Source organism: Streptomyces sp. NPDC104307 (assembly GCF_055584045.1).
Genome location: NZ_JBVJMU010000002.1, coordinates 465,474 through 490,965 on the forward strand (window position 1 = coordinate 465,474; position 25,492 = coordinate 490,965).

Consider the following 25,492-nt stretch of genomic DNA (forward strand, 5'->3'; position numbering starts at 1 on the left):
ACCGCGTCCGGACGCGTCCGGCCCCGCCCGTCCGGAACCCGCCGCACAGCCGGCGCGCCCGCACACCCCCCGATCGGCATCCGGACACCCCCGACGGCACCTCCCACCCCCTCCGGACCGGCCGAGGGGGGCGCATGGAGGCGGCCGTCCCTCCGGGGCGTGCGCCGGTTGAACGAATGATTTCCGCACACGCGACCGTATGTTTTCAGCCAACTTCATTCCCCAGCCAATCCCTTGCCGAAATGGCCGATCAACCCCCTTGCCAGCAGGCAGAAGGAGACCGCGCGGTACGCTTCCACCCAACGGGGACGGGCCATGAACGCCAGGCGCACTTCCCTGCACGACTCACGAGTGAAACGCTTCGTGATCGAATGCTTCCCGCCAGGTTGCCTTGTCGACATAAAGCCGGTTGGTGAACTTGTCACGACGGCACCACGGGACGCAGTAGATTCGATCTTGGGTGTCGAAGGCTGGGGACTCGTGCACGACCGAGGGGACAAGTGCAGGTGCGACAGGCCCGTAAGGACCAGGAAGACGCGAACACCGAGGGGGGCTTAGCGTCATGAGCCAGGACTCCGCCACCGCAACGGAGGCTGTACGGAAGCTGAGCGGGCGCCGGCGCCGGGAGGTCGTGGCCGTACTGCTGTTCAGCGGCGGCCCCATCTTCGAGAGCTCCATCCCGCTCTCCGTGTTCGGTATCGACCGCCAGGACGCGGGAGTTCCGCGCTACCGGCTTCTCGTGTGCAGCGGCGAAGAGGGACCGCTGCGCACCACAGGGGGACTCGAACTCACCGCGCCCTACGGGCTGGAGGCGATCAGCAGGGCAGGCACCGTCGTGGTGCCCGCCTGGCGCTCGATCACCTCGCCACCGCCCGTGGAGGCACTGGACGCGCTGCGCCGCGCCCACGAGGAAGGGGCCAGAATCGTCGGGCTGTGCACGGGGGCCTTCGTCCTCGCCGCGGCCGGACTGCTCGACGGCCGCCCGGCGACCACGCACTGGATGTACGCGCCGACGCTGGCCAAGCGCTATCCGTCGGTCCACGTCGATCCGCGCGAACTGTTCGTCGACGACGGCGACGTGCTCACCTCCGCGGGCACAGCGGCGGGCATCGACCTCTGCCTGCACATAGTCCGCTCGGACCACGGCACGGAGGCCGCCGGGGCACTCGCCCGCCGGCTCGTCGTGCCACCGCGGCGCAGTGGCGGCCAGGAGCGCTACCTGGACAGGTCTTTACCCGAAGAGATCGGCTCCGACCCGCTCGCCGAGGTCGTGGCCTGGGCCCTGGAGCATCTGCACGAGCAGTTCGACGTGGAGACGCTCGCCGCGCGCGCCTACATGAGCCGGCGGACCTTCGACCGGAGGTTCCGCTCGCTCACCGGCAGCGCACCGCTGCAGTGGCTGATCACCCAGCGGGTGCTGCAGGCGCAACGGCTGCTGGAGACGTCCGACTACTCGGTCGACGAGGTCGCGGGCCGCTGCGGCTTCCGCTCACCGGTCGCGCTGCGCGGGCACTTCCGGCGTCAGCTGGGCTCCTCCCCCGCCGCGTACCGGGCCGCCTACCGGGCCCGTCGTCCGCAGGGCGGAGGTCCGGAGCCGGCCGGTCAGGTCACCGAGCAGGTGGTGCCCGCCCAGGCCGGTCCCGGGAGCCGTCGCACCGTGGCAGCTCCCGCTCCCGCGGGCCAGTCCGGTGCTGTCCCGGCAGCGCTGGACCAGGGCCGCGGCGAGCAGGGGCGGCCGGGCTCCGACGCGTACGCGACAGGGCGCCCGGCCCTGCCGGGGCAGCGGAGTGCCCCGTAGGGTGGGGCGCATGAACGACCGCATGGTGTGGATCGACTGCGAGATGACCGGGCTCTCGTTGACGGAAGACGCACTCATCGAGGTGGCCGCGCTGGTCACCGACTCGGAGTTGAACGTGCTCGGCGACGGGGTGGACATCGTGATCCGCCCGCCGGACGCGGCCCTGGAGACCATGCCCGAGGTGGTGCGGCAGATGCACACCGCCTCGGGCCTCCTCGACGAGCTGGCCGGGGGAACCACCCTGGCCGACGCCGAGGAGCGGGTCCTGTCCTACGTGCGCGAGCACGTGAAGGAGCCCGGCAAGGCCCCGCTCTGCGGAAACACGGTCGGCACCGACCGGGGCTTCCTGCTGCGCGACATGCCGTCGCTGGAGGGCTACCTCCACTACCGGATCGTCGACGTCTCCTCGGTCAAGGAACTGGCCCGCCGCTGGTTCCCGAGGGCGTACTTCAACAGCCCGGAGAAGAACGGCAACCACCGGGCGCTGGCGGACATCCGCGACTCCATCACGGAGCTGCGGTACTACCGCGAGGCGGTCTTCGTACCGCAGCCGGGACCGGACTCCGAGCGTGCGAAGTCGATCGCGGCGCGGCTGTCGTCGCCCTCGGCCTAGGTTCAACGGAAAACTGCTGGTCACGGCCCTTCCGGGGGCCGCGACCGGCGGCGGAACAATGAGGGCGCGAGCACCCTCAAAGACCCTGTACACTTTTTCTCGGCCGGTCGGAAAGACGACCGGACGTGGTGGGTATAGCTCAGACGGTAGAGCACCTGGTTGTGGTCCAGGATGTCGCGGGTTCGAGTCCCGTTACTCACCCTGAATGAAGAAGGCCTGACCTGTGAAAACAGGTCAGGCCTTCTTCATGTCCGAGCTCCGGGAACGGCCCCGCGCCGCTGGCCGCCCGACCCCGCCTCACGACGAGTCGCGCACGACCAGTTCCGTCGGGAGCACGATCTGCGGCCGCTCGTCGCTCTCGCCCGCGATCAGGTCGAGGAGCACCCGGGTCATCGTGCGGCCCATCTCCTCGATCGGCTGGCGCACGCTGGTGAGGGCCGGGTCCATGTGGCGGGCCACGGCCGAGTCGTCGAAGCCGATGAGGGCCACGTCGTCCGGGATGCGCCGGCCGGCCTCGCGGAGCACCTGGCGGGCGCCCGCGGCCATCAGGTCGGACGCGGCGAAGACCGCGTCCACGTCGGGGCGGCGGTCGAGCAGCTCGCGCATGGCGCGGACGCCGCCCTCCTCGGAGAAGTCGGCGGGGGCGATCAGCCGCTCGTCGGGTTCGAGGCCCGCGTCGGCCAGGGCCTTGCGGTAGCCGTCCAGGCGTCGCTGGGAGGCGTAGACGTCGAGCCGGCCGGTGATGGTGGCGATGGAGCGGCGGCCCCGGGAGGCGAGGTGCTCGACGGCCCCTCTGGCGCCCTCGAAGTTGTCGGAGTCGACCGAGGGCAGCGGCTCCGCGGCGGACCTGCGGCCGTTCATCACGGCGGGCATGCCCAGCTGCTCCAGCAGGTCGGGCAGCGGGTCGTCCGCGTGCACGGAGACCAGCAGCACGCCGTCCACGCGGTGGGCGGTGAGGTACTGGGCCAGCCTGCGGCGTTCGCGGTCGCCGCCGACCAGGGTGAGCAGCAGCTGCATCTCGGTGTCGGCCAGGGCCGCGCCGACCCCCCGGACGATGTCGGAGAAGTAGGGCTCCGCGAAGAAGCGGCTCTCCGACTCCGGCACCACGAGCGCGATGGCGTCCGTGCGGTTGCCTGCCAGGGCGCGGGCGGCGCGGTTGGGTACGTAGCCCAGTTCGGCGACGGCCGCCTCCACCGCCTCCCTGGTGTGCGCGCTGACCCGCGGTGAGCCGTTGATGACCCGTGAGGCCGTGCCCCGGCCCACCCCGGCCCGTGCCGCGACTTCCTCCAGCGTGGGCCGGCCCCCGCTCCGTACTCGCGCTGCCGTCATGGCTGCCTCCCGTTCGCGGTCAATTTCTCACAGTCGGATAACCAAACCAAGTGCCGGTGTTGGCTCTGCTGACACTCGGCGGGACCGGTCGGCGCTCCCCCGCCCCCGCCGTGGGAGCGCTCCCACACTACTCGTGCGGTCAAGCGCTCGCGCGGGGCGGGGGTGCGGCCGCACCCCGGCTGACCTCAGGACACGACTGAGACCCGGCACCGGGCCGGGTCTCAGAGGCGGTGACCGCTCAGGCGGTGAAGATCAACTCCCTTGGAGGCGACGGGGGTTGACCGTCAGGGCTTCAGGCGGGGCCGGTCGGCGGCAGGCCGTGGCGGCGGATCACGTCGGCGTACCAGTGGGCACTCGCCTTGGGGATGCGGCGCTGCGAGGCGTAGTCGACGTACACCGCGCCGAAGCGCTTCGAATAGCCGTACGCCCACTCGAAGTTGTCCATCAGCGACCACAGGAAGTAGCCCCGGACGTCGGCGCCGTCGGCCACCGCGCGCTGCACGGCGTCGAGGTGGCCGTGCAGGTACGCGATCCGCTCGGGGTCCTCCACCCGGCCCTCGGGCGAGACGTAGTCGTCGAAGGCGGCGCCGTTCTCGGTGACCATCAGGGGCAGCCCCGGGTGGTCCCGGGTGACGTCCATGAGGAGGCTGTAGAGCCCGTTGGGGTCGATCGACCAGTTCATCGCGGTGCGCTCCTTCCCCTCGGCCAGGTGGAAGGCGACGTGCTCGGAGCCGGGCCACGGGGAATAGTCGCTGGCGCCGTGTCCGTCGTTGCGCGTGTCGCCGGAGCCCTCCGCGGGCGTGGAGACCAGCGTCGGCGTGTAGTAGTTGACGCCGAGCAGGTCGACCGGGCGGGAGATGGCGGCCAGGTCGCCGTCCTGGACCAGCTGCGACCAGTCCACCAGGTGCCTGGTGTCCGCGATCAGGTCCTCGGGGTACTCGCCGCGCAGCATCGGACCGGTGAAGATCCGGTTGCCCACCGCGTCGATCCGGCGGGCGGCGTCGGCGTCGGCCGCGCTCGCGGTGAGCGGGCGGACCTGGTGGAGGTTGAGGGTGACCGAGGTCTGCACGGCAGCGGGGAGTTGACCGCGCAGAACCTCGATCGCCCGGCCATGGGCGAGGTTGAGGTGATGGGCCGCCCGCAGGGCGGAGGCGGGCTCGGTGCGGCCCGGCGCGTGCACACCGGAGCCGTATCCGAGGAAGGCCGAGCACCACGGCTCGTTGAAGGTGGTCCACGTACCCACGCGGTCGCCGAGCGCGCCCGCCATGATCGCGGCGTAGTCCGCGAACCGGTCCGCCGTCACCCGCTGCGGCCAGCCGCCGGCGTCCTCCAGCTCCTGCGGCAGGTCCCAGTGGTAGAGGGTGGCGACCGGGGTGATGCCGGCTTCGAGCAGCTCGTCGACGAGCTTGCGGTAGAAGTCGAGGCCGCGCTCGACGGCGGGGCCGCGCCCGGTGGGCTGCACCCGGGACCAGGAGATGGAGAAGCGGTACGCCTTCAGTCCGAGCCGCTTCATCAGCGCCACGTCGTCGCGGTACAGGTGGTAGTGGTCGGCGGCGATGTCTCCGGTGTCGCCGTTGCGGACCTTGCCCGGCGTACGGCTGAAGGTGTCCCAGATGGAGGGGGTGCGGCCGTCCTCGGCCGCGGCGCCCTCGACCTGGTAGGCGGCGGTGGCCGCCCCCCAGACGAAGCCCGTCGGAAATCTCGTTGCCTCGGGCGCCTGCTTCGGGGCGATGTCGGGTCGTACAGCAGTCATGCGGGAGCGCTCCCAGGAGTGGACGGACAGGGGCGGGAAAGGGTGGTGCTCCGGAACCCGTACGGCCCGCGGTCAGGTACGGGCCGTACGGGACTTCCGGTACGGCCCCCGGTCGGGGACGGGCCGTACGGACTTCCGGCAGTGGTCGTCGGCGGGTGGTGGGTCAGCCCTTGACGGCGCCGGACATGATCCCGCCGACGATCCGCTTGCCGAAGACCACGAACACCACGAGCAGTGGCAGCGTGCTGATCAGCGCGCCGGCCATCACGATGCTCTGGTCGGGGGTGTAGGAGGCGCTCAGCTGGCCGAGGGCCACCTGGAGCGTGGGGTTCTGCTGGTTCAGCGCGAGGTAGGGCCAGAAGAAGTCGTTCCACGCCTGGACGAAGGTGAGCATGCCGAGCACCATCATCGCCGGACGGGCCACCGGCAGCACGATGCTCAGCACGATACGGAAGTTGTTCGCGCCGTCGATCTTGGCCGCCTCGATCAGCTCGTACGGGAGTGCCTCGCTCAGGTACTGCCGCATGAAGAACACACCGAACGCGCTGACCAGGGTCGGGAAGATCACCGACTCCAGCTTCCCGCCCCAGCCGAGGTCGGCCATCATCATGAACAGCGGGACGACACTGAGCTGCGGCGGGATCGTCAGGGTCAGGATGACCCCGGTCATCAGGCCGCCTCGGCCCCGGAACCGCATCTTGGCGAAGGCGTAGCCGGCCAGGGTGCAGAAGAACAGCGTCGCCGCCGTGATGCAGGACGAGACGATGAAGCTGTTGACGATCGCCTTGCCCAGGTGGGCCTGGTTCCAGGCGGCGTCGAGGTTGTGCATCAGCCGTCCGCCCGGCAGGAACGGCGGGGTGGAGGCCAGCACTTCGTCCTGGGTGTGGGACGCGGCCACCAGGGTCCAGTAGAGCGGCAGCAGCGAGCCGATGCCGACGACGGCGAGCGCGATGTAGGCGAACGGGCCGCCGTTCAGCTGCTTGCCCGCGCCGGGCTTGAAGCGGCTCGCTCGCTTCGGCGCGCGGTGCACGGTGGGTGCCGGGAGGGCGGTCCCCGGAACTTGGGTGGGGCTGGTGATGGTCATGGATATCGCTCCCGGTCAGACCGCGGATGTGCGTACGAAGCGGCCGAACAGCCAGTTGATCCCGGCGATGATCAGCAGGAGGGCGAGCATCGCCCAGGCGACTGCGGCGGCCGGACCGAGATGTCCGAGGTTCCAGCCGTAGTTGTAGAGGTAGACGCTGAGCGTCTCGTACTGATTCTCGTTTCCGCCGGTCGCGCCGAGCGTGCCGCCCTCCAGCAGCAGGGGCTCACCGAACAGCTGCATGGAACCGATGGTCGAGATGACGATCGTGAAGAGGATCGTGGGCCGCAGCGAGGGGATGGTCACCTTGCGGAACTGCTGCCAGCGCGAGGCTCCGTCGAGCGAGGCGGCCTCGTACAGATCGGTGGGTACGGCCTGCATCGCCGCCAGGTAGATCAGGGTGTTGTAGCCGGTCCAGCGCCAGATCACGATGACCGAGATGGCGATCTTGGACGTCCAGTGCCCGTTGGCCCAGTTCGTGTCGCCGAGACCGACGAAGTGCAGCACCCAGTTCAGCAGGCCGCCGTCGGCCCGGAAGACCAGGGCGAAGACCAGGGCCGCGGAGGCCACAGAGGTCGCGTACGGGGTGAGGATGATCGTCCGCCAGAAGGTGCTGGCGCGGAGCTTGTAGTTCAGCAGGTGGGCCAGGCCCAGGGCCACGAGCAGCTGCGGGACCGTCGACATGACACCGATCAGGAAGGTGTTGGAGACGGCCGTCCAGAACTCCGCGTCGTGCAGGATCTTGTCGAAGTTGCCCCAGCCGACCCACTCCATCTGGTTCATGCCGGTCATCTCGACCCGGTGCAGGGCGATCCACCCGGTGTAGATCAGCGGATAGAGCCCGAAGGCGCCGAAGACGAGGAAGAACGGGGCTATGTAGGCGTAGGGCGACGCCTTGTCGTCGAAGCGCCAGAGCCGGCTCCGCCACGTCTGCCGGCGGGCGTTCACCGGCTTCTTCTGGGAGCCGCGCGGTGGCGGAACGTATGCGTCCCGAGTGGGAGTCGAGGTGGCCACGGGCGGGAGTCCTTCCCTGGATTGCTTGGTTGCCCGGGTGCGGGGGGGCGGTGTCCGCGGTGGGCTTCCACGGGGCGGCCGGGGAGGTACCCGGCCGCCCCGTGGAAGCCCACCAGGAGACGGGGCGCGCCCGGCACGGGGCGGGGACACGCAGGTGCGGGCGGCCCGGAGGCCGCCCGCTGCTGCGACGGTCAGCCGATCACCTTGTCGATGGCCTTGGTCGCCGCGTCCCACGCGTCGTCCGGCTTGGTGCCGCGCTGCTCCATGTTGTTGATCTGGGTGGAGATGCTGTCCTTGATAGCGGCGTCCTTCGGGCCGAGCACGGTCTCGGGGATGGACTTGGCCTCATCGGCGTAGATCTGGCCGATCGGCGCGTCGTTGAAGTAGGGGAGCGTTCCGTTCTTCACGTCGGGCAGGTCGTACGCGCCCTTGTTGGACGGGAAGACACCGATCGCCTTGAAGACGGCGGCCTGCTGCTCGGGGGCGGTCAGCCACTTGACGAGCTTGCCGGCCTCCTCGACGTTCTTGCCGGACTTCGGCACCCCGAGGAAGGAACCGCCCCAGTTGGCGGCGGTCTCGCCGGGCGCCGTGGTGATGTCCCACTTGCCCTTGTTGCCGTCACCCGCGGCGAGCGAGATCTGACCGGCCATCCAGGCGGGGCAGACCACGGTGGCCATGGTGCCCTTGCGCAGCGCGGCCTTCCACGGGTCACCGAACTGGGCGAGGCCCTGGGTCAGCTTCTTGTCGGCGGCCTCGGCGGAGAGGTCCCAGCCCTGCTTGACGCTGGGGCTGTCCTTGTAGATCGGCTTGCCCGACTCGTCGTAGTACTGCTTCGCGTTCGAGCTGACCACGGCGTTGAACATGGCGCTCGCGGAGTCCATGAAGTAGGTGCCCGCCGGGGCCTTCTTCTTGTACTCCTCACCGAGCTTGAGGTAGTCCTCCCAGCCCCCGGCGAACTTGGCCGCGACTTCCTTGCGGTCGGTCGGCAGGCCCGCCTTCTTGAACAGCTCGGTGTTGTAGCAGAGCGACATCGGGCCGATGTCGGTGCCCGCGCCGATCACCTTGCCGTCCTTGGTGGTCGCCTGCTTCTCCTTCCAGGAGACCCAGTCGTTGACGTCGATCACCTTGCTGAGGTCGGCGAACTGGTCCGCCTTGGTGTCGACGACCTCCTTGATCCGGCCGACCTCAAGACCCTGGACGTCCGCCAGACCACTGCCCGAGTTCAGCTGCTGGAGCAGCTTGGGGTAGTAGTTCTTCTCCTCGGCGGTGGTGTCTTCCTTCACCGTGATGTTCGGGTGCAGCTCGTGGTACTTGGCGAAGAGGCCGGCTTCCTTGTAGCCGAACTGCCCGTAGTCGGCGACGGTCAGCGTGATCTTCCCGTTCGCATCGGAGCTCGTGTCCGATGAGTCCGAGTCGCTGCTGCAGCCGGTCAGCATCAGTGCCGAGGCTGTCAGGCCCGTGGTGACCAGAACCGCGGCTTTGCGGCTCCGACCGGCGACGGTGCGGGTGATACGCATTCCACTACTCCTTGTTCCAGGGTGGGACTGGCTCACTGCGTGGCATTCGCACAGCTGAGTGCGGGTGCCGGAGGGTTCAGGGGGGAGGACACGGGCAGTGCCGTTCGCGCGAGAAATCCTCTTGCGATGTGGGAGCGCTCCCATGCGTCGATGTCGGAAGGTTGCTGCCTGGGAGGGGTGGGTGTCAAGAGTTGAAGACGCTTCCGTTGCGCGAGCGTGTCCTGCAAGTCACGAGACCGTGTCCGGCCAAGGGCTTGCCAAAGCGTGTGGACGAGGAAACCGGAACGCGCGCCTCCCGAATACCCGCAGGTGAGAGGGGTGTTGGGACCGGACCAGCGGAGTGCGGGCGGGAAGCCGAGCCGATCGGCCCGGATTTCCGGAGCCGCCCGGAAACGACCGCCACCACCCCCGGCCGGCCCCTGAGAGCCCGACGGAAGGTGAACGGGACACCGCCTCACGGGGGCGGCCCGGACCACCTCCGCGTTCTTTCCCCGAATCCGGCCGGCGGCGCACCGGGGCACATGGCCAACTGTCGGTCGGCTACCGAGTGGCCGACATACGGACAACTGGCTGGAAATGCCTTGCACCTCACGCCCTGTTAAATTCACCGCTATGTACCTATTGATCCTTTATATTCGCTCGGGTGGGTGAGGCCGGATGGGAGTCATCCGGGACCATCCCGAGCTCGCGCTCTTCCTCTGTCTGTCTCTCGGCTACCTGGTCGGCAAGATCCGCGTCGGCCCGATCACCCTCGGCGGCATCTGCGGGACACTGATCGTCGCGCTGCTGATCGGCACCCGGCACGTCAGCGTCAACGACGACGTCAAGACCGTCTTCTTCGCGCTGTTCATCTTCTCGCTGGGCTATCTGGCCGGGCCGCAGTTCTTCGCCAACCTCAACCGCAAGAGCCTGCGCTTCTTCGCCCTCTGCCTGATCGAGCTGGTCTGCGTGCTCGGCATCGCCTTCGGTATCGCCAAAGCGTTCGACCTCGACGTGGGCACCGCCTCCGGCATCCTGGCGGGCGCGGCGACCGAGTCCGCGGTGGTCGGTACGGCCACGGAGGCCATCGGCAAGCTCGATGACCTGAGCCAGAGCCAGATCACCCAGTACCAGGGGCACGTCGCCACCGCGTACACCGTCTGCTACCTCTTCGGTCTGATCACCATCGTGCTGTTCACCAGCCAGATCATGCCGATGGTGCTGCGCATCAACCTCGCCGACGCCTCGCGCGAGCTGTGGGAGAAGATGCGCGGCGGGGCCGCAGGGCTGGAGTCCGACGAGCGGGAGGCGCTGCCGGGGACCGTCGGCCGCACCTTCCTGGTGACGCTGGCGGACGGCCGCCGGATCGGTGATCTGGAGGCCGGCCTCGGCAACGCCGTCACCGTCGAGGGCGTCAAGCGCGGCAGCAAGGTGCTCGACCCCTCCCCCGATCTGGAACTGACCCTGAGCGACCTGGTCCAGGTCGTCGGACGGCGCTCCGCGATCATCACGGCCGGCCGGGAGATCGGCCCCGAGACACCGGCGGTACCCGGTCTGGACACCCCCCTGGCCACCACCCAGGTCGCGGTGACCGAGAAGGCCACCGCGGGGTCGACCATCGCCCACTTGGAGCAGACGCATCCCGAGTTCCGCAAGGACGGGGTCTACATCACCGACGTGCTGCGCAACGACCAGCATCTGCCCGCCTCTGCCGAGACCACGGTCGAGCGCGGTGACGTGCTGACGCTGGTCGGTGCCCGCGCCGGGCTCAACCGGCTCGTCGCGAAGATCGGTGCCGTCGTCAAGAACGACACGACCGACTACATCTACCTCGGGGCCGGCATCGTGGCGGGCTCACTGCTCGGCCAGATCGTCGTGCGGATCGGTGACATCCCGTTGTCGCTCGGCACCGGCGGCGGCTGCCTGATCACCGGACTGCTCTTCGGCTGGTTCCGCTCCCGCAAGCAGACCTTCGGGGCCTTCCCGCCGCAGGCCGCGAACACCCTGAAGGACCTGGGCCTGGCCGTCTTCATCGCCTGCACCGGGCTGACCGCGGGACCGCAGGCCTGGCCGCTGCTGAAGGAGTACGGCGCGCTGCTGCCGTTCGCCGGCATCGCCATGGTGCTGATCCCCGCGACCGTCTCGCTGATCGTCGGGGTGAAGTTCCTGCGGATCGAGAAGCCGCTGCTGATCGGGGCCATCGCGGGACAGCAGTGCTCGACCCCGGCGATCACCTCCATCACCCAGGTGGCGCAGAGCTCCGTACCGCTGCTCGGCTACACGATCACGTACGCGCTCTCGAACTTCCTGCTGCCACTGACCGGACCGATCCTCGTCGGGGTCCTGGGGTCCTGAGGCCTCTCGTTCGGACCATGCCGGGCTCGCGGGGCCCGGCACGCACATCTGGCGGCCTGACCCAGACGAAAGACCCTAGGGGCCCGAATGATCGATTTCCTGAACCGCAACATCTTCACTCCCCATCCCGAACTGCTGGTCTTCCTGGTCGTCGCGTTCGGCTTCCTGATCGGGAAGATCCGCTACAAGGCCATCGCGCTGGGTGCGGTGACGGGCTGTCTGGTCGCGGGTCTGGTGCTGGGGGCGCAGTTCAAGGTCCAGATCGACGGAACGGTGAAGAACCTCTTCTTCATCATGTTCCTGTTCGCCCTCGGCTACCGGGTGGGCCCGCAGTTCTTCCGCGGGCTGCGCAAGGACGGACTGCCGCAGGTCGTCAACGCGGTCGTGGTCTGCGTGACCGGCCTGCTGGTCTCCTGGCTCTTCGCCTCGATCCTCGGCTACGGGCCAGGGCTCGGCGCCGGCCTGATGAGCGGCGCGCTCACCCAGTCCGCGGCCATCGGTGTCGCCCAGGACGCCATCGGCACCCTGCCCGGCCTCTCCTCCGCGCAGGTGAAGTCCGAGCAGAACCTGGTGGCGGTCGGCTACGCGGTCACGTATCCGCTCGGCACCATCCTGTGCGCGATGCTGCTCGCCAACGTACTGCCTCGGCTCTACCGCAAGAACCTGGCGAAGGAGAGCGCAGAGCTCGCCGCCGAACTGGACGCGCCGAACGACAGCCCGGACGAGGGCGAGGGCTACTACGAGACGGTGCTGCGCGCCTACCGGGTCGAGCGCCCCGACATCGTCGGCCGCAGCATCGCGGACTTCGAGAGCCAGCAGCAGGCGCTCGGCCGGCGCGTGTTCATCACCCAGGTCCGGCGAGAGGGAACGGTGCTGCCGCAGGCCCAGACGCTGGTGCTGCGGGACGGCGACACCGTCGCGGTCAGCGCGCTGCGGCACGACCTGGTGGACTTCGACGCCCGTACCCACGTGGGCGCGGAGGCGGACGACGTGGCGCTGCTCGGGTACCGGACGGAGACCCTGCACGTGGTGGCCTCCGAGAAGGCCCAGCTGGGGCGGACGGTGGCGGAGGTGCGCCGGGAGCCCTTCATGGCCGGTGTCTACATCGAGAAGATCTACCGGGCGGGCGCCGAATTCCCCTTCCGGCTCTCCACCCCGGTCGAGCGCGGCGACACCCTGGTGCTGACCGGACCCGAGCGGCTGGTCGGCCCGGCGGGCCGGGAGCTCGGCAAGCCGGTGCCGACGAGCTTCGCCACCGACATGATCTGGGTCGGCCTCGGCATCTTCCTCGGCGGCTGCATCGGCATTCCGGCGCTGACCGCCGGCGGGGTGCCGATCTCGCTCTCCACCTCGGGCGGCGGCCTCATCATGGGGCTGGTCTTCGGCTGGATCCGGGGCAAGTACCCGACGTACGGGAACGTGCCGCCGGGCGCCCAGTGGTTCATGGACACCCTCGGGCTGTGCATGTTCGTCGCGGTGGTCGGCATCAACGCCGGTCCCAGCTTCACCAGCGGTCTGTCCTCCGCGGGCTGGGGACTGCTGCTCCTGGGCGCCGTCGCCACGGTCGTACCGCTGCTCGTCGGCTTCCTGGTGGGCCACTACATCCAGAAGATCAGATTCCCGATCCTGATGGGCGTGCTGGCCGGTGGCCAGACCACCACGGCGGCGATCGGCGCCATCAACGAGACCTCCAAGTCCCAGATCCCCACGCTCGGCTACACGATCCCGTACGCCGTCGGCAACGTGCTGCTGACCGTGTGGGGCGCCGTGATCGTGATCCTCAACCACTGAACGTGCCCGGTGTCCCCAACTACCGAACGTGCTCGTGATCCCCAACCACCGAACCTGAACACGGGAGCGCAGACATGCCCAAGGCCACTCTCAGCCGTGCCGAGATCCGCTCTTTCGCCCAGCTCAGCCCGTTCGAGCTGAAGGACAAGTTCATCAGCATCGCCCAGGCCGAGCAGAGCGACAAGCCCGGCCAGAAGGGCAAGGCGATGCGCGCCATGCTCAACGCGGGCCGAGGCAATCCCAACTGGATCGCCACCGGACCCCGGGAGGCGTACCACGCGCTCGGCTACTTCGCGCTCTCCGAGTCCCGCCGGGTCTGGACGGCCGACAACCTGGGCGGGATGCCCGAGGAGGCCGGCTGCGCGGAGCGCTTCGCCACCTTCGTCCGCACGCATCCGGAGCTGCCCGGGATCGAGCTGCTCCAGTCGAGCATCGATCTGGCGGTCAAGCGGTTCGGCTTCGTGCCGGACGCCTTCGTCCACGAGCTGGCGGACTCCTCGATCGGGGACAACTACCCGGTGCCGGGGCGCATCCTGACGCATGTGGAGCAGGTCGTGCGCGGGTACGTGGCCGACGAGATGTTCGACCACCGGCCGCCGGAGGGCCAGCACCTGAGCCTGTTCGCGACCGAGGGCGGCACGGCGGCGATGTGCTACATCTTCGACTCGCTGATGAAGAACGGAATCCTGCACAAGGGCGACCGGATCGCCCTGATGGTCCCGGTGTTCACGCCGTACCTGGAGATCCCCGAGCTCGACACGTACGGCTTCGACGTCGTCCGCGTCGAGGCGAACCTGTTCACCGAGACCGGTGTGCGGCAGTGGCGCTACCCGCCGGAGGAGATCGAGAAGCTGGCCGATCCCTCGGTCAGGCTGGTCTGCTGCGTCAACCCGAGCAACCCGCCCTCGCTCGCGCTCGCGCCGAAGGTCGCCGAGCAGATCGTGTCCATCGTCGCGGACCGGAACCCGAACCTGATCGTGGTGACGGACGACGTGTACGGGACCTTCGTCGAGGGCTTCCGCTCGCTGGCCGCGGATCTGCCGCGCAACACGCTGCTGGTGTACTCGTACTCCAAGCACTACGGCGCCACCGGCTGGCGGCTCGGCGTCATCGGGCTGCACGACGACAACGTCATCGACGACATGCTGCGGGCCCAGGACGCGGCGCAGAAGGCCCGGCTGGACAGCCGGTACGGAACGCTGTCCCTGGAACCGGAGAAGATCCGGTTCATCGACCGGCTGGTCGCGGACTCCCGGCAGGTGGCGCTGAACCACACGGCGGGCCTTTCGCTGCCGCAGCAGGTGATGATGACGCTCTTCTCGCTGTTCGACATGCTGGACGAGGGCCAGGCGTACAAGGCCCGGATCCGCTCGATCGTCCGCCAGCGCCTCGAACTCCTGCTGGAGGGCGCCCACATGAAGATCTCGGAGGACCCCAAGCGGGCCGCGTACTACATCGAACTCGACCTGCTGGCCGAGGCGGAGCGCACCCTGGGCAAGGAGTTCGCCGACTATCTGGAGCAGAACTACGAGCCCGTCGACCCGCTGTTCCGGCTGGCCGAGCAGACCTCCGTGGTGCTGCTGAACGGTGGCGGCTTCGACGGCCCCGAGTGGTCGGTCCGGGTCTCGCTGGCCAATCTGGACGACCTGGACTACCTGAAGATCGGGCACCAGCTGCGGGCGATCTTCGACGAGTACGCGCAGGAGTGGCGGGACTCGGGGGCGGGCGCCGCGTAGGCGGGACGGCACCGGACGCGGGCCGGTCGGGCGGCGCGGGACGCGGGCCGGGCGGGCGGGACGGCACGCGGGCCGGTCAAGCGCCGCGGGCCGGTCAGGCGGCGCGCAGGCGGGCCAGGGTCTTCTCCAGCTCCGCCTGCGCGGCCCGGCCCGCCGCCTCCGCGTCGCCCGCCACGACGGCCGTGACCAGCGCCTGATGGGCCGCGTCGCCGTGGTGCGGGTCTTCGCGGCGCAGGCCGGTCAGCTCCACCAGGTCGATGAGCGCCTGGCGGAGCGCGGGGGCGAACTCCGCGAAGAGGTCGGTGAGCACCGGGTTGTGGGCGGCCGCCAGGACGGCCCGGTGCAGCGCGATGTCCGCGTCCACGAAGCCGTCGTCGGGCCCCGCGCCCGCTGCCCGCCGTGCCGCGAGTGCCGCGTCCAGGGCGGCCAGATCCTCTTCGGTACGGCGCCGGGCGGCCAGCCGGGCCGCCTGCACCTCGACCAGCATGCGCACCTCGTAGACATCGGCGACCGCGGCTCGGCGCAGCCGGACCGGCCAGTCCTCGCTCGTGTGGTCCGCGATGACGAAGACACCGGCCCCCTGGCGGGACTGGAGCAGGCCGAGCGCCGCGAGGGTGCGTACCGCCTCGCGGACGGTGGAGCGGCCCACGCCCAGTGTTCTCGCGAGGGTGGTCTCGCCCGGGATCTTCGTGCCGACCGGCCAGTGCCCCTCGGTGATCTGCGCGCGCAGATGGCCGGCGGCCTGGTCGACCAAGGGGCTGGGGCTGAGCGGGCCGAGCGAGGACACGGTTCACCTGTCAGGTTGTCTGAGGAGTTGGTTTCTGGCTACTCTACCTGCCATGACGTACCGCGGTCTCCTTCTTCTCGGCTGCCGCGGCGGGGCCTGAAGCGATCGGCACCCCGCCGCGGGGTGCCGTGCTGTGCCGGTCGCGTCCGGCGATGCGAGAAGAGACCCCGCTCATGCCCGAGTTCATGCCTCAGACCCTGTCCGCGTCCACCGCGGCGTCCATGGCGGAGCCCATGTCCGACGCCCCGTCACCGGGGCACGGCTTCCCCACGATCCGCACCCCGCGCGGGCCGGTGCCCACGGCCGCGCCCCGCTGGAACCGGCAGCGCTCCAGCTCGATGCCGTCACACCGCTACCGTTCCGCCTTCGACCGCGTCGAGATCCCGCTGACCGGGCGCACCTGGCCGCAGGCCCGGATCGAGCGGCCCCCGCTCTGGGTACCGGTCGACCTGCGGGACGGCAACCAGGCGCTGGCCGAGCCGATGGACACCCCGCGCAAGCGCCGGATGTTCGATCTGCTCGTCGCAATGGGCTTCAAGGAGATCGAGATCGGCTACCCGTCCGCGAGCCGCACCGACTTCGACTTCGTCCGGCACCTGGCCACCAGCGGGGCGGTGCCGGACGACGTGACGGTGGTCGTCTTCACCCCGGCCAGGGCGGATCTGATCGAGCGGACCTTCGAGTCCGTGACGGGGATGGACCGGGTGGTCGTCCACCTCTACATCCCGACCGCCCCCGTCTGGCGGGACGTCGTCCTGGGACGCGACCGGGCCGGGGTGCACGGGGTGGTGCTGGACGCCGCGCGGCGGATGGAGCGCCTCGCGCGGGCCAGGCCCGGCGCGGACATCCGGTTCGAGTTCTCGCCCGAGGTCTTCATCCTCACCGAGCCGGACTACGTACTGGAGATCTGCAACAGCCTGACCGAGCTGTGGGACGCCTCACCGGACCGCCCGGTGATCCACAACCTGCCGGCCACGGTGGAGATCGCGACGCCCAACGTCTACGCCGACCAGATCGAGTACATGCACCGCCACCTCGACCGGCGCGATTCGGTGATCCTCTCCGTCCACCCGCACAACGACCGGGGTACGGGGGTGGCGTGCGCGGAACTGGCGGTGCTGGCCGGGGCGCAGCGCGTGGAGGGCTGCCTGTTCGGCAACGGGGAGCGCACCGGCAACGTCGACCTGGTCAACCTGGCGCTGAACCTGCACGCCCAGGGCATCGACCCGATGATCGACTTCTCGGACATCGACGAGATCCGCCGCACGGTCGAGCACTGCAACCGGCTGCCGGTGCCGCCGCGCCATCCGTACGCCGGCGAACTGGTCTACACCGCGTTCTCCGGCACCCACCAGGACGCGATCAGCAAGGGGTTCGCGCACCACGAGAGCAGCAGCTCCGAGGTGTGGTCGGTGCCGTACCTGCCGATCGACCCGGCGGACGTGGGACGCGGCTACGAGGCCGTCATCCGGGTCAACAGCCAGTCCGGCAAGGGCGGCATCGCCCATCTGCTGCGCGGGAACCACGGGGTGGACCTGCCGGTCCGGATGCGGGCGGACTTCTCCCGTGCGGTGCAGGACGCGACCGACGACAGCGGTCTGGAGGCCACGGCGAAGGATCTGTGGGAGCTGTTCGAGGCCACGTACCTGACCCCGGGCCGGGACGGGACGATCGCCCTGACGTCCTGGTCCGCGGAGCGCGATCCGGCCGGTGGCCGGCGGTTCGTCTGCACGCTGCGGGTGGACGGGCGGGAGGGCGACTACGAGGGCACGGGCGCCGGCACGGTGTCCGCGTTCACGGACGCGCTGGCGGCCGCCGGGGTGGAGGTCACGATCCTCGACTTCTCGGAGCACGGGGCGGACGCGGCCTGGTCCACGGTGACCGCGTACGCGGAGTGCCGGGTGGACGGCGAGGTCCGCTGGGGGGCGGGCCAGGACGCGTCCGCGCTCGCGGCGTCGGCGGCGGCGGTGCTGTCGGCGGTCAACCGGGCGACATCAGGCCCGTCCGGCGCCTGAGGACATATGGGGGCGCACCCCGGCCGGTTGTGGGGGGACGTGGGGACCGGCCGGGATGCGCGAGGGGGTGGTGGCTACTTGTAGGCGCCGAACGCCTTGGTGAAGGCGAGCGGCTCCTGGGCGATCGAGCTGCACGACGCGTCGGCGGTCGGCTTCGCACCGCCCTCGCACTCCTTGTCCCGGGTGCCCGACCACATCGCGAGCCAGGCCAGGCCCTTCTGCTGGGCGAACTCCACCAGCTGGGTGGCGTCCTCGACCTTGAAGATCTCGGTGCTGACGTCGTTGACCCCGATCATCGGGGTGACGGCGACGGCCTTCCAGGCGTCCGCGTCCGAGAGCCCGAGCACGCCCTTGATCTGGGCCTGGGTGGCGGTGGCCGCCTGGATCGCGTACTCACCCATGTCACCGCTGTACGAGGCGCCGTAGTCCATCGCCATGATGTTGACGGCCCCGACGTCGACGCCGTTCTTCTTCGCGTCGGCGACCAGGTCCACCCCGGGCTGGGTCAGGCCCTCCGGCATCACCGGCAGGGTGAAGGAGACGTCCAGGCCGGGGTGGTCCTTCTGGAGCTGCGCGATGGCCTGGGAGCGACGGGAGTTGGCCGCGGTGTCGGGGAGCGCGCCGCCCTCGATGTCGAAGTCGACCTTGGTCAGCTTGTAGGTGTCCACGACCTTGCCGTAGGCCTCGGCCAGGTCGGCCGCCGAGGTGCAGTTCAGTGCCAGCTCGGAACCGGACGCGCCGCCGAAGGAGACCCGGACGTCGCCGCCCGCCGCGCGCAGGCCGTCGATCTGGGAGGCGACCTGGTCGTCACCGAGGCCGGTGACGCCGCCCCAGAGCGGGGCGCAGCTGCCGCCGGAGGTGATGAAGGCGAGGTTGAACTGCTTGACGCCGGTCTTGGTGGCGGTGCCGGTGAGGTCGAAGGCGGGGTAGAGGGAGGTGTCGACGTACGGGGCGAAGCCCGCCCCGCTCGCCGTACCGCCGCTGCCGCCGCCCGCCTCGGTCTTGGTGGGGGTCGGCGTGGGGGTGCCGGACCCGGTGGGGGTGGAGGTGGGGGTGGGGGTCGCGGTGCCGGTGGGGCGGCCGCTGGGCTCCGGGGTGGCGCCGGTGTCGACGGAGCACTTGGCGCCGTCGATGAGGCAGCCGGTGGGGTCGGTCGCCTTGTCGTCCGCGCCGGAATCGGCTGTTTTACCGTCCGAGCTGGTGACGAAGCCGATGGTGACGGACTTGCCGGGGGCCAGTTCCTTGTCCCAGCTCGACGGCTTGACGGTGACGTGGCCGCCGTCGACGGTGTGCTCGCCGTTCCAGAGGGAGCTGAGCTTCGTGCCCGCCGGGAGGTCGAACTCCAGCGTCCAGCCGGACTTGGCCCGGTCCGTGTCGTTGGTGACGACGTACTGCGCGGTGTAGCCGCCCGTCCAGCCGCTGGTCCTGGTGTAGGCGGCGCCGACCGCCGATGCCTGGGCCGTGCCGGTGAGGGCGAAGACCGTTCCGCCGATCACGGCGGCGGCGACGACCGCGCCGACCGCTTTGGTCCGGGTGCTCGCCGTGCGCCGGTGCGTGCTGGTGCCCATCGCGTTCCTGCCTCGTCATACGGAAGTGGGGGATGCGAGAGCACGCTAGCGGTACTGATTCCGGCAAATGCGGCACTTGGGAACGGAGTTGATGTTCTTAGGGTGGGCTTAAGGAGCGCATCGGCCGGTCTAAAGGTTCGGGCCCGTTCCGGAGCGGAACCGGGCCCCCGTACCCCGCCGGTTCACCGCGCGCCGCTGCCGCCCGAGCCGGTGCCCGCGCCCCTTCGGCCGCTGCCCGCCGAGCCCGATCCAGACGCGCACCTCCGTGCCGCCGAGCACCGAGCGGCCGATGCGCACATCGCCGCCGGTGGACTCCGCGACCCGGCGGACGATGTCGAGGCCGAGCCCGGTCGAGCCCACCGCGCCCTTCGCGCCGCCCTGTCCGTTGCCGCCGCGCGCCAGCGCCGCCCTGGGGTCCGCGATGCCGCCGCCCGCGTCCGAGACCAGCACGATCACCGCGTCGCCGCTGTGGTACACGTCCACGGCGAAGGCGGTGCCCTCCGGGGTGTGCCGGAAGACGTTGCCGAGCAGCGCGTCCAGCGCCGCCGCCAGTTCGGGGCGGGCCACCGGGATGCGTACCGTGCGGTCCACCCCGGCGAGGCGCACCTCGCGGCCCTCGTCCTCGGCCAGCGCGGACCAGAAGGCCATGCGTTCGCGGATCACCTCGGAGGCGTCGCAGCCGGCCCCCGGACCGCCGCCCTGCCCCTGGGTCTGCGGGCGCTGCTCCCGGGCGGTCCTGATGATCGTGTCGACCTCGCGCTCCAGCTGCTCGACGGCCGCCCGGGTCTGCTCGGCCGCCGGGCCCTCCCCGAGCGAGGCGGCGTTGAGCCGCAGCACGGTGAGCGGGGTGCGCAGCCGGTGCGAGAGGTCGGCGGCCAGTTCGCGTTCGTTGGCGAGGAGCTGGACGACCTGGTCGGCCATGGAGTTGAACGCGACGGCGGCGGAGTGCAGTTCGGTCGGGCCCTCCTCCGGCACCCTGGTCCCGAGCCGCCCCTCCCCCAGGTCCTGGGCGGCCCCGGCGAGCCGCCGGGCGGGCTCCACCATGCGTACGCCGAGCCGGTCGGCCACCGCGACCGAGCCGACGATCAGCGCGATGCCGACACCCGCCAGCATCAGCCAGGCGGTGGTGACCCCGTTGGAGACCTCGGCATCGGGCACGAACACCTCGACTACGGCGGTGCCCCCGGCGCCGAGCGCGGTGGGCTGGAGGAGCGCGGAGCCGCCGGGCACCTCGGAGATGGAGGCGCGCCCCGATGCCCGTACGGTCTCCAGGTCCTTGCGGGTGGCGCGCCGGCGGCCGATCTCCACCGCCTGCCTGTCGGCCTCCGCGGCGGCGGGTATGTGGACGGCCATCCGGTCATGGGCGCCGGGTTCCGTGGTGAGCACGGCCTTGAGGAGTTCGGCGCGGTCGGTGGTGATGGAGAGCGTGGGGCCGATCGTCGCGGCCTGCCGTTCGGCGTCGGAGAACGCCCGGTCGCTGGCCATCTCCTTGACGACGAGACCGAGGGGGACGGCGAAGGCGATCACGACCATCGCGGTGACGGCCAGGCAGACCTTGACGAGCGCCCATCTCATGCGGGCTGCTCCGGGGGCGCGGCGGGCGGCTGGAGTTTCACGCCGACGCCGCGCAGGGTGTGCAGGTAGCGGGGCCGGGCGGCCGTCTCGCCCAGTTTCCGGCGGAGCCAGGACAGGTGGACGTCGATGGTCTGGTCGTCCCCGTACGACTGCTGCCAGACCTCGGCGAGGAGTTCCTTGCGCGGGACGACGACGCCCGGCCGGCCGGCCAGGAAGGTCAGCAGGTCGAACTCCCGCCGGGTGAGGTCGAGGTCGGTGCCGTCGAGTTCGGCCAGTCGCCGCAGCGGGTCGATGGAGAGCCCGCCGACCCGGATGACGCGCGGGGAGGCCGACCGTCCCTCGGCCGCGCGCGAGCGGCGCAGTACGGCGGCCATCCGCGCGGCGAGGTGCTCCACGGAGAAGGGTTTGGTCAGGTAGTCGTCCGCACCGTCGTTGAGCAGCCGGACGATCTCGCTCTCGTCGTCCCGGGCGGTCGCGATGATGACGGGCACGTCGGTGATGCCGCGCAGCATCTTGAGCGCCTCCGAGCCGTCGAGATCGGGCAGCCCGAGATCGAGGATGACCACGTCGAAGCGGAAGTGGGCGACCTCGCGCAGCGCTTCGAGCGCGGTGCCGACACTCCGTACGGTGTGGGACGCCTCGGTCAGGTGCCGGATGAGGGCGGAACGTACGAACTGGTCGTCCTCGACCACAAGCACACTTGGCATGGGCGGCACCGTACGCCATCGGGGACCTCCGGGGCCGCCCCGATCCGGAGGACGGTCCCCCATGGTGCAGGATGTGCCGGATGCGACGAGGACTCGTACACGGGCTCGCGTGGTCGCTCGCCACCGGCGCCGCGGTCACGCTGTCGTGGTGGGGTGTGCACACGGTGATGGCGGGGACGGCGTACGACCCGCCGCGCGCGGTGCCGATCTCCGCGAGCGCGCGGGCGGCCACGGAGACCCTGTCGTCCTCGACGCACCGCCCCGAGCCGTCCCCGTCACCCTCACCCGGCGCCGACAGGACCGCTTCCGCCCCGAAGCCGTCCGTGACGTCGGTGAGCCCCTCCCCCGCGCGCTCGCACGCCCCGGCGGGCACGCCTCGGCCCACTGCCACGGCCACCCCCGCGGGGACGGCGCGGAGTTACGCGACGGACGGCGGACGGGTCGTGTTCGAGCTGGGCGCGGACAGTGCGAAGCTGGTGTCCGCGACGCCGGAGCAGGGCTGGTCGATGCAGGTGTGGACGGAACCGGCCTGGATCCGGGTCAACTTCGCCCGGGACGACGGCACGACGGTCTCGGTGTTCTGCACCTGGAACGGCTATCCGCCGAGGGTCGAGATCGTGAACTGACGGCGTTGCGTCGGCGGGCGCTCAGTCGAAGGCGGACGCGGGTGGCGGCGGCGAGGGCCTGGCGTCGGCGTCGTGCACCGGGGCCGCGCCCCCGGTGAAGTCCGCGAGGGCCCGGCCGTGTTCGACGCGCCCCGGATGCGGATCGGTCGCCACCCGGCGGGTCAGCTCCGCGAGCTTCGGCACCACGTCGGAGGCGAGCAGTACGGCGTTGCCGAAGCGCCGGCCGCGGAACACGGTCGGGTCCGCGGCGAGCGCCAGCTCGGGGAAGACGGTGGCGGCGGTGGCGATCTGGCCGCGCAGATGGGCGAGCGGGGGCCCGTCCGCGAGGTTGGCCACGTAGCTCCCGCCGGGCTTCAGGACGCGGCGCACCTCCGCGAGGAACTCGGTGCTGGTGAGGTGGGCGGGGGTCCTGGCGCCGCTGAAGACATCCGCGATGACGAGGTCCGCCCAGCCGTCCTGGATCTTCCCGAGCCCGGCGCGGGCGTCGGTGGCCCTGACCCTGATCCTGGCCTGCGGGTCCAGCGGCAGTTCCCGGCGCACCAGCTGGACGAGCGCCGCGTCCACCTCGACGATCTGCTGGGTGGAGCGGGGCCGGGTCGCCGCGATGTAGCGGGCGAGCGTGAAGGCCCCGCCGCCCAGGTGCACGACGTGCAGCGGCTGCCCTGCGGGCGCGGCCAGGTCCGCGATGTGGCCGATCCGGCGCTGGTACTCGAAGGAGAGGTACGCCGGGTCTTCGAGGTCCACATGGGACTGCGGGGCGCCATCGATCGTCAGCGTCCAGGCGCGTCTGCGTTCCCGGTCGGGGACCAGCTCGGCGAGGCCGCCGTCCACCGGTTCCGAGACGTTGCCCCCGGGGTGCCCGGAGCCGCGGGCCGCCTTGCGGTCGGTCCTGCGGTCCGGGCGCTGCTTGCTGCTCCCCGCTCCGCCGGAGCCTCCTCGACGTGCCATTGCCGCTCGTACCTGCTCAATGCTCATGGGGTCCGGGACCGGCCGGGTCCGGCCGTGCGGGGCGGCCGCGCTCACCGCCCCTGCGGACATTATGGGCTCAGCGGCAGTTGTCGGCCGCCTCGATCAGCCGGGCGGCCTGGTCGAGCGCGGCCCGCAGCGCGGCCGGGTCGGTGACCGAGGTGTCGTCGCCGGGCGGCAGCAGCCAGTCGCTGCCGGGGACGGGCGGCTCGGCGGGGACGCGGAACCCCCGGCCGTCGGACTGCGTACAGGCACTGCCCGGTACGTCCCAGGCCTCGGCAGTGCCGGACGGCACCAGGAAGCCGAGGGTGGCGCACGTCCCGTCGTGCAGGACCGGGCCGACGGCCTCCTGGTCGGCGCCCCGGCGCAGGATGTCCACTGCCTCCAGGCCCTGCCGGGCGGGAACGGTCACCACGTCGCAGGGTTCCGCGCCGGGGAGCGGGCCGGACGCGGCCGCCTCCTGCGCGGGTGCCATGGGGCCGGTCGTCGCGGTCTGTGCGGCCGTTGTCGCGGTCGTCCGCGAGCCGGTCGCCATGTCGGTGTGCAACAAGGGACCTCTCCTCTCATCGCCGGGCGGAGCCGGACTCCGTCGCCACATGGACCAACGCGCGGAGCACGTCAAGGGCTACGGCCCCACACCGCCGCAAAGGGTGGCAGTTCATGGCGGATCGCGGGCGAGATACCCGTTTTGTCAGTAAACGCAGCGTGTGGGACTTGTCACAGCAGGTACGTTCTTGCCCGCCGGGACACCGGAATCAATCGCCCGGCTCGCACCAGAGAGGGTCCCGCCATGGTGTCGACACAGGCAGTTCCCAACCTCGCCTTCCGGCGGCTGCGCGGACAGCGCTCCGCCGGGGAGTTCGCTGCCGCGGTACGCAGGTCCGCCCGCGAGATCGGCGAGCAGGTCGCGTGCGACGCCCGGTACATCGGACGCGTGGAGTCCGGCGAGATCCGTTGCCCGAACTACGCGTACGAGCGGGTCTTCCTGCACATGTTCCCCGGGGCGACCCTGGTGGACCTGGGCTTCTCGCCGCGTGAATCGGTACGCGGCCGGGGGGCTCCGTCCGCTGCGGACGCCCCTTCGTCCCCGACTTCGCCGCTGCTCGGCAGCGACACCGACGAGGAGTGCGACGTGCTGCGTCGCGTATTCATGACAAGCGGCTCCACCACGATGGCGGCCGCGTCCCTGAGCCTGGGCCTGGGCGGCATGGCCGCCTCCGTCTCCCTGCCCGCGCAGCGGCGGGTCGGCGAGGCGGAGGTGCACGCCGTCGAGAAGGCGGTACGGCAGATCCGTCTGCTGGACGACCGGCACGGGGGTGACGGCCTGTACCGCCGCGCCTCGCAGCCGCTGCGCGCGGCGTACGCGCTGCTCGACTCCGGAACCACGACCCGGCGGTCCACGGCGGACCGGCTGCACTCCGGGGCCGGTGAGCTGGCGATCTCGGTGGGCTGGCTGGCCCATGACTCCGGCCGGTTCGAGGACGCCCGCTCGCACTACGCGGAGGCGCTGGCCACGGCGCGGGTGGCCGGGGACCACGCGCTGGAGGCGCACGCCTTCTGCAACGCGTCGTTCCTGGCCAGGGACACCGGGCGCTCGCGCGAGTCGCTGCGGGCCGCGGAGGCGGGGCTGCGGGCCGCGCGGCCGCTGGGCTCGCCGCGGCTGATGGCGCTGCTCTCGCTGCGGGAGGCGGGCGGCCGGGCGGGGCTCGGGGACCGTACGGGCTGTGAGCGGGCGCTCGGCCGGGCGCACACCGCGTTCGGGCAGGGGCCCGCCCCGTCGGACCCGGAGTGGATGAGCTTCTTCCGGGAGGCGGAGCTGGAGATGCTGGAGGCGCAGTGCTGGGCGGCGCTCGGCGACTGGTCGCGTGCGGCCAGGCACGCGCGGCGTGCGACGCGGCTGCAGGACCCGCACTTCACCCGGAACCTGGCGCTGTACCGGGCCGAGCTGACCACGGACCTGGCCCGCGCGGGCCTCGCGGAGGAGGCGGCGGCCACGGGCCACCAGGTGCTGGACCTGCTGGACCAGGTCCGGTCCTCCCGGATCAGGACGATGCTGGCCGGCGCGGTGGCGGTCCTGAGGCCCCGGGGCCGGGGCTCCGTCGACATCACGGACTTCCTCGACCGCCACGGCACGGCGAGCGCGTAGCGCTCTCGGGGGGCCTCAGCCTGCCGGCCCGGCCCGTCCGGCCTTCGAGGACGGACGGGCCTCGCCTCTGGGAGCGCGCTCCCCGACCACCCCGGCCAACCCCAGCCCGTCCGGCGTTTGAGGACGGAACCCT

19 protein-coding genes and 1 tRNA gene are annotated in these 25,492 nt (G+C 71.0%); 9 read left to right on the forward strand and 11 right to left on the reverse strand.

Annotated elements, in window-relative coordinates; genetic code table 11:
• Nucleotides 1-562: 562 nt before the first annotated feature.
• From ACZ601_RS08720 to ACZ601_RS08730, 3 genes are all read left to right on the forward strand, one after another.
• On the forward strand, nt 563-1,798 hold the full coding sequence (locus ACZ601_RS08720; RefSeq protein ID WP_469534748.1) for a helix-turn-helix domain-containing protein: 1,236 nt from the start codon (nt 563-565) through the stop codon (nt 1,796-1,798).
• Between the two features lie 10 nt (nt 1,799-1,808).
• Nucleotides 1,809-2,411: an oligoribonuclease gene (gene orn / locus ACZ601_RS08725; RefSeq protein ID WP_073738392.1), complete on the forward strand. Its 603-nt coding sequence runs from the start codon at nt 1,809-1,811 to the stop codon at nt 2,409-2,411.
• 128 nt (nt 2,412-2,539) lie between these two features.
• Nucleotides 2,540-2,612, forward strand: a tRNA-His gene (locus ACZ601_RS08730).
• Nucleotides 2,613-2,708: 96 nt separating this feature from the next.
• On the opposite strand, the gene ACZ601_RS08735 is transcribed toward ACZ601_RS08730, so the two are convergent.
• From ACZ601_RS08735 to ACZ601_RS08755, 5 genes are all read right to left on the reverse strand, one after another.
• Nucleotides 2,709-3,740 carry a LacI family DNA-binding transcriptional regulator gene (locus tag ACZ601_RS08735; RefSeq protein ID WP_469534751.1) on the reverse strand — a complete coding sequence of 344 codons (1,032 nt, stop codon included), beginning with the start codon at nt 3,738-3,740 and terminating at the stop codon, nt 2,709-2,711.
• Nucleotides 3,741-4,032: 292 nt separating this feature from the next.
• A complete protein-coding gene (locus ACZ601_RS08740) occupies nt 4,033-5,493 on the reverse strand; it encodes a GH1 family beta-glucosidase (RefSeq protein ID WP_469534754.1) in 1,461 nt (486 codons plus the stop codon).
• A 163-nt stretch (nt 5,494-5,656) separates the two neighbouring features.
• Nucleotides 5,657-6,577: a carbohydrate ABC transporter permease gene (locus tag ACZ601_RS08745; protein ID WP_440578397.1), complete on the reverse strand. Its 921-nt coding sequence runs from the start codon at nt 6,575-6,577 to the stop codon at nt 5,657-5,659.
• 15 nt (nt 6,578-6,592) lie between these two features.
• Nucleotides 6,593-7,591 carry a carbohydrate ABC transporter permease gene (locus tag ACZ601_RS08750; RefSeq protein WP_469534757.1) on the reverse strand — a complete coding sequence of 333 codons (999 nt, stop codon included), beginning with the start codon at nt 7,589-7,591 and terminating at the stop codon, nt 6,593-6,595.
• Nucleotides 7,592-7,782: 191 nt separating this feature from the next.
• Nucleotides 7,783-9,108: an ABC transporter substrate-binding protein gene (locus ACZ601_RS08755; RefSeq protein ID WP_469534759.1), complete on the reverse strand. Its 1,326-nt coding sequence runs from the start codon at nt 9,106-9,108 to the stop codon at nt 7,783-7,785.
• 657 nt (nt 9,109-9,765) lie between these two features.
• On the opposite strand from ACZ601_RS08755, the gene aspT (ACZ601_RS08760) reads away from it, so the two are divergent.
• The 3 genes from aspT (ACZ601_RS08760) to ACZ601_RS08770 all read left to right on the forward strand — a co-directional run bounded on the left by aspT (ACZ601_RS08760) (nt 9,766) and on the right by ACZ601_RS08770 (nt 14,969).
• The gene (gene aspT, locus ACZ601_RS08760; protein ID WP_469534763.1) at nt 9,766-11,442 is read left to right on the forward strand and encodes an aspartate-alanine antiporter; all 1,677 of its coding nucleotides are present in this window, start codon (nt 9,766-9,768) and stop codon (nt 11,440-11,442) included.
• 87 nt (nt 11,443-11,529) lie between these two features.
• Complete coding sequence (aspT, locus tag ACZ601_RS08765; RefSeq protein WP_469534767.1) at nt 11,530-13,233, forward strand: aspartate-alanine antiporter; 1,704 nt, start codon at nt 11,530-11,532, stop codon at nt 13,231-13,233.
• A gap of 74 nt (nt 13,234-13,307) precedes the next feature.
• The gene (locus ACZ601_RS08770) at nt 13,308-14,969 is read left to right on the forward strand and encodes a bifunctional aspartate transaminase/aspartate 4-decarboxylase (protein ID WP_440577666.1); all 1,662 of its coding nucleotides are present in this window, start codon (nt 13,308-13,310) and stop codon (nt 14,967-14,969) included.
• Between the two features lie 94 nt (nt 14,970-15,063).
• Here ACZ601_RS08770 and ACZ601_RS08775 read toward each other — a convergent pair whose 3' ends face one another.
• Nucleotides 15,064-15,756, reverse strand: coding sequence for a FadR/GntR family transcriptional regulator (locus tag ACZ601_RS08775; RefSeq protein WP_469534770.1), 693 nt, complete (start codon nt 15,754-15,756; stop codon nt 15,064-15,066).
• 173 nt (nt 15,757-15,929) lie between these two features.
• On the opposite strand from ACZ601_RS08775, the gene ACZ601_RS08780 reads away from it, so the two are divergent.
• Nucleotides 15,930-17,771 carry a 2-isopropylmalate synthase gene (locus ACZ601_RS08780; RefSeq protein WP_469534775.1) on the forward strand — a complete coding sequence of 614 codons (1,842 nt, stop codon included), beginning with the start codon at nt 15,930-15,932 and terminating at the stop codon, nt 17,769-17,771.
• Nucleotides 17,772-17,845: 74 nt separating this feature from the next.
• Here the strand turns inward: ACZ601_RS08780 and ACZ601_RS08785 are convergent, their stop codons facing one another.
• From ACZ601_RS08785 to ACZ601_RS08795, 3 genes are all read right to left on the reverse strand, one after another.
• Nucleotides 17,846-19,339 carry a glycoside hydrolase family 18 protein gene (locus tag ACZ601_RS08785; protein ID WP_469534778.1) on the reverse strand — a complete coding sequence of 498 codons (1,494 nt, stop codon included), beginning with the start codon at nt 19,337-19,339 and terminating at the stop codon, nt 17,846-17,848.
• Between the two features lie 129 nt (nt 19,340-19,468).
• Nucleotides 19,469-20,914, reverse strand: coding sequence for a HAMP domain-containing sensor histidine kinase (locus tag ACZ601_RS08790; protein ID WP_469534782.1), 1,446 nt, complete (start codon nt 20,912-20,914; stop codon nt 19,469-19,471).
• Complete coding sequence (locus tag ACZ601_RS08795; RefSeq protein ID WP_311305551.1) at nt 20,911-21,621, reverse strand: response regulator transcription factor; 711 nt, start codon at nt 21,619-21,621, stop codon at nt 20,911-20,913. The genes ACZ601_RS08790 and ACZ601_RS08795 overlap by 4 nt, the downstream gene beginning before the upstream one ends.
• An 80-nt stretch (nt 21,622-21,701) precedes the next feature.
• Here ACZ601_RS08795 and ACZ601_RS08800 point away from each other — a divergent pair, with 80 nt between their 5' ends.
• On the forward strand, nt 21,702-22,247 hold the full coding sequence (locus tag ACZ601_RS08800; RefSeq protein ID WP_469534786.1) for a hypothetical protein: 546 nt from the start codon (nt 21,702-21,704) through the stop codon (nt 22,245-22,247).
• 21 nt (nt 22,248-22,268) lie between these two features.
• Here the strand turns inward: ACZ601_RS08800 and ACZ601_RS08805 are convergent, their stop codons facing one another.
• Nucleotides 22,269-23,195 carry a spermidine synthase gene (locus ACZ601_RS08805; protein WP_469534788.1) on the reverse strand — a complete coding sequence of 309 codons (927 nt, stop codon included), beginning with the start codon at nt 23,193-23,195 and terminating at the stop codon, nt 22,269-22,271.
• A 97-nt stretch (nt 23,196-23,292) separates the two neighbouring features.
• Complete coding sequence (locus tag ACZ601_RS08810; protein ID WP_440578626.1) at nt 23,293-23,763, reverse strand: hypothetical protein; 471 nt, start codon at nt 23,761-23,763, stop codon at nt 23,293-23,295.
• A 240-nt stretch (nt 23,764-24,003) separates the two neighbouring features.
• Between ACZ601_RS08810 and ACZ601_RS08815 the strand changes: the two genes are divergently transcribed.
• Nucleotides 24,004-25,359 (forward strand): tetratricopeptide repeat protein, encoded by a 1,356-nt coding sequence (locus ACZ601_RS08815; protein WP_469534792.1) that lies wholly within the window; start codon nt 24,004-24,006, stop codon nt 25,357-25,359.
• Nucleotides 25,360-25,492: the final 133 nt, after the last annotated feature.